The organism is Aeromonas sp. TW 6, assembly GCF_013168745.1.
In the GTDB taxonomy this organism is placed as follows: domain Bacteria; phylum Pseudomonadota; class Gammaproteobacteria; order Enterobacterales; family Aeromonadaceae; genus Aeromonas; species Aeromonas caviae.
Window position 1 is genome coordinate 1 of the sequence record NZ_JABERS010000081.1, and the last position, 7,306, is coordinate 7,306.

Here is a 7,306-nt window from a genome sequence, read left to right on the forward strand (position 1 = left end):
AGTGATTAGCATTAATAATGGTCATAGGCTTCGCGCGTGTTGATTTTGTTTGGCGATAAAATTAGATCACAAACGAAGCCTTTTTTATATCTATTTCAATTGGTTGGCGCTAAAGATCCTGTACATGTATCCGGCCTAGTTCTTCCATTACGGTCTACACCAAAATGTTCAATGTAAAGTTCAGGTTCTATGATTTTAAAGTCTGGGCGATAGTCAAAACCAATATCGATGCGCCGTTTGGTCACATATGGAGACTCATACTTATACTCAACACCATTTTCATAAAGGAAATTTGCTATAAGGAGTTCCTGGTAACCCTTAACGAGATCACTGTTGAGGGTTCTGAATTCGTTGTCCCTGATATACGCTTCATATTCTGACTTTGACTTAAAATCAAAAGGGTTAACGGGTTCTGGGAACAAGTTTATAAAGTCATAAATTCTATCGATATCCGATGATAAATATTCTTCAAGCCATGAGGTGACCCATAGTTTTAGTTTTACGTCATCCTCAGTAAAAATAGATATGTTGGTATCAACGTTTGAATTACGTAGGATCATCCTGCCTAACGCATGGAAAGTAGCAATCTCTGGAGTCGATTCTAGCTCAATATTAGATTTCTTAGCTTTATCTTCGAGGCGTTCACGTAGTTCGTTTGCAGCGGCATTGTTATATGCAAGAACCAAGATCTCCGATGGCTTTGCTAATCCTCGGTCTATCAGATCGAGGGTTTTAGCAACCATGACAGATGTTTTTCCAGTACCAGCTGCTGCAAGCACCATATTCCTATCATTGGAACGTAATACGCCCAAACGCTGTTCATTAGTTAATGGATTTGATTCTACGACATCAAAGAACTCTTTTCTTTTTATAAGTTGATACTCTTCATGCTGCTCGCGTATGTAGTCAATATTAAGAGGATGATATGATATTAGATTTTTTACCTTCTCTATTAGTTCAGGATTTAAATATCTTTCCCATTGTTCGCACTGGGCCTGATAGTCGTGGCTTAATGAAGTACATATTTGAGCAAGATTGTTCACCCAAGAATCTCTTGGGTACTCGTCAAAAGCAAGACTATAAAACTCGGTAACTTTCTGCTCTATTGTTGTTGTAATATGCTTTGCTATTAAATTATTTAGCGACTCAACGAAGCTATCTGAATCAGTACATCTAATAAATTTTTGTTTTTTAGTCTTACATCCAATTTTATAGGTAAGTATCCCGCCTAGAAATTTTCTTTCAAAAGTTGCAAAACTCCTGAAATCGGGTGCAGAATCATTTTCTAAAATAGTATCTTTTTTTGAGGTTACTAAATTATCTCCCTGCACAACAATAGTATCTGAGCCAAGGATTTTCCCAATGAAATTAAATGATAGCTTGGCTATGTAATCATTCATTAACAACTCTCTAATTAATGCGTCATGCGACTTATTTACTTGCCCACAAGTTGTGGTGCCAAATGAGTGATATCGTAACAGATTACATGAGTGGTTTGGTCACAAACCTATGAGTAGAGAAAACTAGATGAGAGGGCGATCACACCGAGCTGCATGTTTGGGATTGTGATGTCAACTGGCTGCACACCTGGTGTTGTTTGACCTCAAGAGCATGTGACATTGCGTACAAGCCCCATGGGACTGGCAACAATGTAGCACTCCATGCGGCCACGTTGGCAACAAGCGGGAAAGCAGCGCGTATCCACGCGCCAGCATCATCGTTGAAGATACTGCGATTCCAGATAGTTAACTGATAAAGCCAATAGAAAAGATCTTGATGAGTCCTCTTTATTCATGGCATGATAGTGTCATGGGTACTTCTGCACCCAGTTAGCCGACCTAGGCGAAGGTGTGTGACCAGCAGAGTGAAAGAAAATTCAATTAACCCTATTCTTCTATAGGGCGTATGTCGGCTAGCGCATCTAAATTGATGAAGGACAGGCGTATCATGAAACACCAAAACGATCACATCAAATTCCCTTCTGGTAATACCGTTGAATTCTGCCGTAAAAAAGCCAAAAAGCTCGCCAAGGAAAAGGGAATAAAGCTAGCCCAAGCGTTAGACATCATGGCTGAACTTAATGGGATTTCTGGTGGGTGGCACAATGCCATGCAGCAGCTTAATAATAAGCTTCAGCCTTCTGCGGTAATATCACCTAAACTACCTGAGAAATTGGAAAAACTGTTTGAAAAGATTGGTGCAGCAATACCTAAGCAGCCTGATCATGTTGAGCAGCTGATTAAAGATGCTGCAATGCCTAAGTTGCCCGCTAATGTTGAGCAGCTGATTAAAGACGCGGCAATGCCTAAGCTGCCTGCTAATGTTGATCGGCTGATTAAAGACGCTGCAATGCCTAAGCTGCCTGCTAATGTTGAGCGGCTGATTAAAGACGCGGCAATGCCTAAGCTGCCTGCTAATGTTGAGCGGCTGATTAAAGACGCTGCAATGCCTAAGCTGCCTGCTAATGTTGAGCGGCTGATTAAAGACGCTGCAATGCCTAAGCTGCCTGCTAATGTTGAGCAGCTGATTAAAGATGCTGCAATGACTAAGTTGCCCGCGAATGTTGAGCGGCTGATTAAAGATGCTGCAATGCCTAAGTTGCCTGATCATGTTGAGCAAATTCTTAAAACTGTTGATGTACTTATTCCGCGTGAAATAAGGGAGTATCAAAAGACACTGAAGCAGTTTGAGGATGTAGTTAACAAGCCGCTCTCTGACTTGAGGAAATAAGGCTTCATGTAATAGAGTGTACAGATATAGTTATCACTTGACACCGGCTTCAAACCGGTGTCTTTTATGCTACTAGGTTAGTAATGATGTTTTTATAAGCCCACAGAAGATCGCTTCCTAGCAGCTCATATCACCTCTTAGCGCCTACTCTTGGCTCTTTGCATCCAACGTCTGTTTAACGCCTTTTCTTGCAGTCATCATATACACAGCAAATAACCCTGTGATACCAGTAACACCTGCCAGTACAAACAAAAAAGCTCCAGATGAATGGCTAAGTACAAATGCTCCTATGAATGGCGCTATAAGCATCGCGCTGTTCTGGATTGCTTGCAGCCGTCCAGCTGCAATCCCAAGGCTTGCTTGAAAATTTTCAGCCAGGTATACATTTGATGAGATCGCAAATCTAGAACTGAAAAGCCCTACAACAAAAAATACTATAGCCAATGATGCCAATTGCAATGTAAAAGGTTCATATAATATGGGGGCGATCAAAATAAACATACACATAGTAATAAAGGCAGGGAATAAGATCTCCTCAATTAGTCCTTTAAGAGAAGAAGACGTAGCATTACGAGCACTCCACAACCCATACAGAAAGTTTCCTATAGCAGATGAAGATACTAATACACCAAGGGCACTTTTATCTAACCCGTTATCTCTAAGTAAAATTGGGAGTTGATTGTTGACCATGAAAACGGCGATAAAAAATATTGCCATTACTATGGCATATGAATTCCAACTTTCATTACTCAATGTTGATGGCTTTGAGCTTGGTGAATTGTCCAGTCCATCTTTAACTGTTGTAGTCTTTATTGTCCAGAACACAATGCAGCCAGCAAGCGTTAATCCACCTGAAATCAACAATGCATATTCGTCACTCCCGAATGACGCGATTGCTCCACCAAGTGCAGGGCCAGTTATCTTTGCTGCACTATTCATCATATTTAGCAAGGAATAGTAGCGAGTTCTGTTTTCCGCTGGTACACAACGAGCACTGATAACTGATATAGCTGGTGTGGCTATGCTATTAAATAGAGATCTAATTACAGCTATTGCCACAAAGATATATAGGTTGCTTGCAGTTAATAGTGCAACAGTCAGCAACGCCCTTAGCACGAGACTCGTACGCAACCAATAAAGAACTTTACAGCCATTAACCAAATTACTAATAAATCCGGTAAATATGATACCTGGCAATAGCATACTTGCGCCGATAATTGCTATCTCCATGCTATCAACTTGAAATCGATACACACATATTGTCAGTATGGCTATATAGTCAATCCATCCCCCGAACACGACCAACCCATCACCCAGTAAAAGTAGCTTGAGACGGTTTGAAAATGAATGAGTTATTTTATCCAAAAGAATACTCCTGCAACTTCATCTGCAATTTGAAGTGGTTTTGAAATTCCATTTTTTTCTCTAAATTCATCAACCGCTAGCTTACATCCTGGTAGATTATAATCATCAATGATGATGAATCCACCATCGGATATTAGGTGATATACGTTATCTAGAACGTCTTTTGTTGAGCTATACCAATCCGCGTCAATTCTTACAACACTAAACTTAACATTAGCAGCTGATAATGATGGTAGTGTATCTTCAAACCAGCCTGGCATGAAAATTATGTTATCATCGAGTAATCCATAACGATTAAAATTTTCCTTTACATCATCAATGCTTGCTAAGCAGTCCAGGTTATATATCGGGAGTGCCTTAGAAAATCGATACCAGAAATGATTTGCAAAAATCCCATCCTGGGTACTGGGAACCGGTAGACCTGAAAAGGAATCTGCTACATAAACCTTACGAGATGAGTTTAGGCTTTTCAGAACTCCAGCCATGTAGATTGAAGTCCCCCCTCTCAAAACCCCACAATCTAATACATCGCCAACAATCTTTTTTTCATTTGTGATTGTTATGGCATCTCGTATATTATTCAATGCGTCAATGCTAACGTATGTATGAATATTTCTAGATCTCTTGGTGTACTGAAGGATTTGAGTCAAGTCTTCTGCGCTGATATTAAGATTGATACCATCGTTCATTAATAAGTCTAGAGTCTTCTTTATTTCGTCCACTTCATCAGGTGTTGCTTTTGGACTATCAGGCTCATAGATTTTGTTTGTTAGCACTTTACTTAATAAATCAAGATACACGAAAACGCCCCTTTAATGTTACTCTAAAATGAGAATGCCAACATTAGCCAACTCTTGACAGAGCAGAACTTTCGACTCTAGGTTTAGGTCGCCAGAGAGCTGACTTGGAGTAAAGCAAACTAATCCACTTGAGCAAATATAATCTATTTCACCCTGACAATAATCAGGAAGAGTTACATTCGAAGGCCTTGAAACAAGCGGTTTTCCTGGGCTGATTGTCGAACTAAAATATATTGATATAGAACCGTCACCAGTTCTAGCTTGTATATCAACACCTTGCCTTAGCCGTAGCTTTGTTGACTCAGTAATCGCATGTGATGCAGCAAGAGTTTCCAGGCGTCTATCGCAGGTCTCATGTTTGGTTGCGCTATATGCGATATCAAAGTCAGCTTTAATTACATCAAAAGGTACTTTCTTTAATCGATCTAAAAGTAGTTTTGTATTTTTATCAAGAAGATCTCGTTCAGTGAATGGATAAATATTCTGTCTGAGTTCAACTATGTGCTCAGACATTAGCCGTAGGTATCCTTCCAGTACTTCAAAAATTTTTATTGGTTGCAAACCAATAGCCATATGTAATGAGTGGCTATCTAAGCATCGTGCAGAATGTGGCGCTCCTGCTGGAATATATAATATATCTCCAGGTTCTAGAATAACCTCAATTGATGGAGCTCCAAGATCGACATCTTTAAAGTTCTGTTGAAGTGGAAGAGTTGGATTATCGATTACCTTGTCCCAAACATGCCAAACTTTACGCCCTTCTAGTTGGACAACAAAAACTTCTGTGGTATCAAAATGCGTATCAAGGCCTGGGAAGTTTGCGCCAGTAAGGAATGGTTTTGCGAAAACATATCCACCAAAAATGTCCTCAAGGCTTTTGCAGATCTTAGCGATGTCACTGTGACGATTATCAAGATCTTCTAGCTTAAGTGTCGCACCAGATTTGAACGCTTCAAGTACGAATTCTCGTTGTGTTGTTGCTTGACCATGATAGGTCGGTATCGTTATTGCCACCCCATCCTTAGTTATTCTAACTAAGTTATGTAGCATGCCCTCTCCAGCAATCAAATAGCGATCAAAGTCAGCCAGGGTGAACATATTGATGAGACTGCTCTCTGCTCTTTGGAAGAGTGGCTTTTTTTCGAAGTAATTATTAAAAAAACTTTCTTGGTCAATAGACCCTATAATTTTATGCAACATTCTATAATCCCCTATTAAAAAAGGATGGTGTATACACACCATCCTTTTTCATACGTTCATATTCAGAACAGTACGTGCTGAACATGTTTCAGTGCAGCCGCAGAAACGAATTTAATATCCTTTTTATTCAGAGTCATTTTTTATTTCCTTATGAAATGAAGGTTGATGAATACCAGGAGCGAAGGCTCCAAACGGCGATTTCAATTTAATGGCCGAGAAGTTAGATGTAAACACCTTCTAGCAGGAAGATGCACGAGTGTTGATTATTTGTAACAAGCGATAATCCGTAGGATGTTGAGTCGAGTAGTGATATTGACTGAGGAAAATGCATATTTGATATAGAAAATTCAAATTCTTTACCAACATTAAGGCAAAAATATTTTTTTGACCCTAAGTGATTACTTATCTGGGTAACAAAAATCAATTGACATCTATATGTGAAATGTGGGTTTCACTATAAATTAGATTAATAGACTTCTTTTACACGTCTTGCGATTACTCAGTGGTTTTAAATCTGGTAAATGAGCTTGGTTATAGTTGTTTTGAAATAAATCAAACATACAAGCTATGTTATGCTCAGTCTCCTGCTCTACATGTAACCTCTGCATTGGTAAGCAAAGGTACAGAAAGCAGTAGCTCGTAGCCTATGATGAACATGGTGATATCAGACCGACTTCAACTCAGACAAGAATAGAGTCAAGGACGCTCAAAGACATGTTCTGTTGAGAGTAGTAGGTCAGGAGTGAAACGCTAGAGCGACCCGTCATCACATAATGTGACCGTATCTGTGTGTATTGGGATCCCATGGGTTTGTAAAATCGTTCCGGTTGTGACAACCAGGGTCGGGTAGCAGGGGGGGGTAAGGATGGCGTTACAGTAACGCCGTATGCGATCTGTTCATGTGTAGCGAATGCTAGCAGAGAAGTGCTTGCATAGGTAAAACAATCATTTTTTAAAAGCACGTTTTTTATTTCCACCCTACAGGGCGAATATAACCACACCTAACTGAGGTTATGTTGCTGTTTTCTGTTTATAGACATATAACTTACTACTAAGTGATGAAGCGTTGATGTCTTAAGCCAAGTTCATGTACAGGACCTTAAGCGTTGAGTCCCTTTAAAACTCCTTCCAAGGTCCTGTTCTGTATCGATTTTCTCTGCTTGGTTCGGCAAGCGTTCTTGGCCAAATAATCAGCTGCCCATTCCAGTCTT

Annotated in this window: 5 protein-coding genes; 1 reads left to right on the forward strand and 4 read right to left on the reverse strand. The window is 39.8% G+C overall.

Annotation, left to right across the window (positions count from 1 at the left end):
- Positions 1 to 95: 95 nt before the first annotated feature.
- Positions 96 to 1,400 carry a UvrD-helicase domain-containing protein gene (locus tag HKD46_RS20665; RefSeq protein ID WP_223920587.1) on the reverse strand — a complete coding sequence of 435 codons (1,305 nt, stop codon included), beginning with the start codon at positions 1,398 to 1,400 and terminating at the stop codon, positions 96 to 98.
- 547 nt (positions 1,401 to 1,947) lie between these two features.
- On the opposite strand from HKD46_RS20665, the gene HKD46_RS20670 reads away from it, so the two are divergent.
- The gene (locus HKD46_RS20670; RefSeq protein ID WP_124812705.1) at positions 1,948 to 2,730 is read left to right on the forward strand and encodes a hypothetical protein; all 783 of its coding nucleotides are present in this window, start codon (positions 1,948 to 1,950) and stop codon (positions 2,728 to 2,730) included.
- Between the two features lie 144 nt (positions 2,731 to 2,874).
- On the opposite strand, the gene HKD46_RS20675 is transcribed toward HKD46_RS20670, so the two are convergent.
- The 3 genes from HKD46_RS20675 to HKD46_RS20685 are packed head-to-tail and all read right to left on the reverse strand — an operon-like array spanning position 2,875 to position 6,095.
- Positions 2,875 to 4,095 (reverse strand): MFS transporter, encoded by a 1,221-nt coding sequence (locus HKD46_RS20675; RefSeq protein ID WP_069785450.1) that lies wholly within the window; start codon positions 4,093 to 4,095, stop codon positions 2,875 to 2,877.
- Positions 4,083 to 4,895, reverse strand: a complete 813-nt coding sequence (locus tag HKD46_RS20680) for a TylF/MycF/NovP-related O-methyltransferase (RefSeq protein WP_053288697.1) — start codon at positions 4,893 to 4,895, stop codon at positions 4,083 to 4,085. The genes HKD46_RS20675 and HKD46_RS20680 overlap by 13 nt, the downstream gene beginning before the upstream one ends.
- Before the next feature lie 18 nt (positions 4,896 to 4,913).
- Positions 4,914 to 6,095 carry a JmjC domain-containing protein gene (locus HKD46_RS20685; protein WP_158657420.1) on the reverse strand — a complete coding sequence of 394 codons (1,182 nt, stop codon included), beginning with the start codon at positions 6,093 to 6,095 and terminating at the stop codon, positions 4,914 to 4,916.
- Positions 6,096 to 7,306 lie beyond the last annotated feature (1,211 nt).

Bases quoted from the DNA above. Each gene is read 5' to 3' on its own strand.
- HKD46_RS20665 (WP_223920587.1), bottom strand. From the start codon at position 1,400: ATGAATGATTACATAGCCAAGCTATCATTTAATTTCATTGGGAAAATC.
- HKD46_RS20685 (WP_158657420.1), bottom strand. From the start codon at position 6,095: ATGTTGCATAAAATTATAGGGTCTATTGACCAAGAAAGTTTTTTTAAT.
- HKD46_RS20670 (WP_124812705.1), top strand. From the start codon at position 1,948: ATGAAACACCAAAACGATCACATCAAATTCCCTTCTGGTAATACCGTT.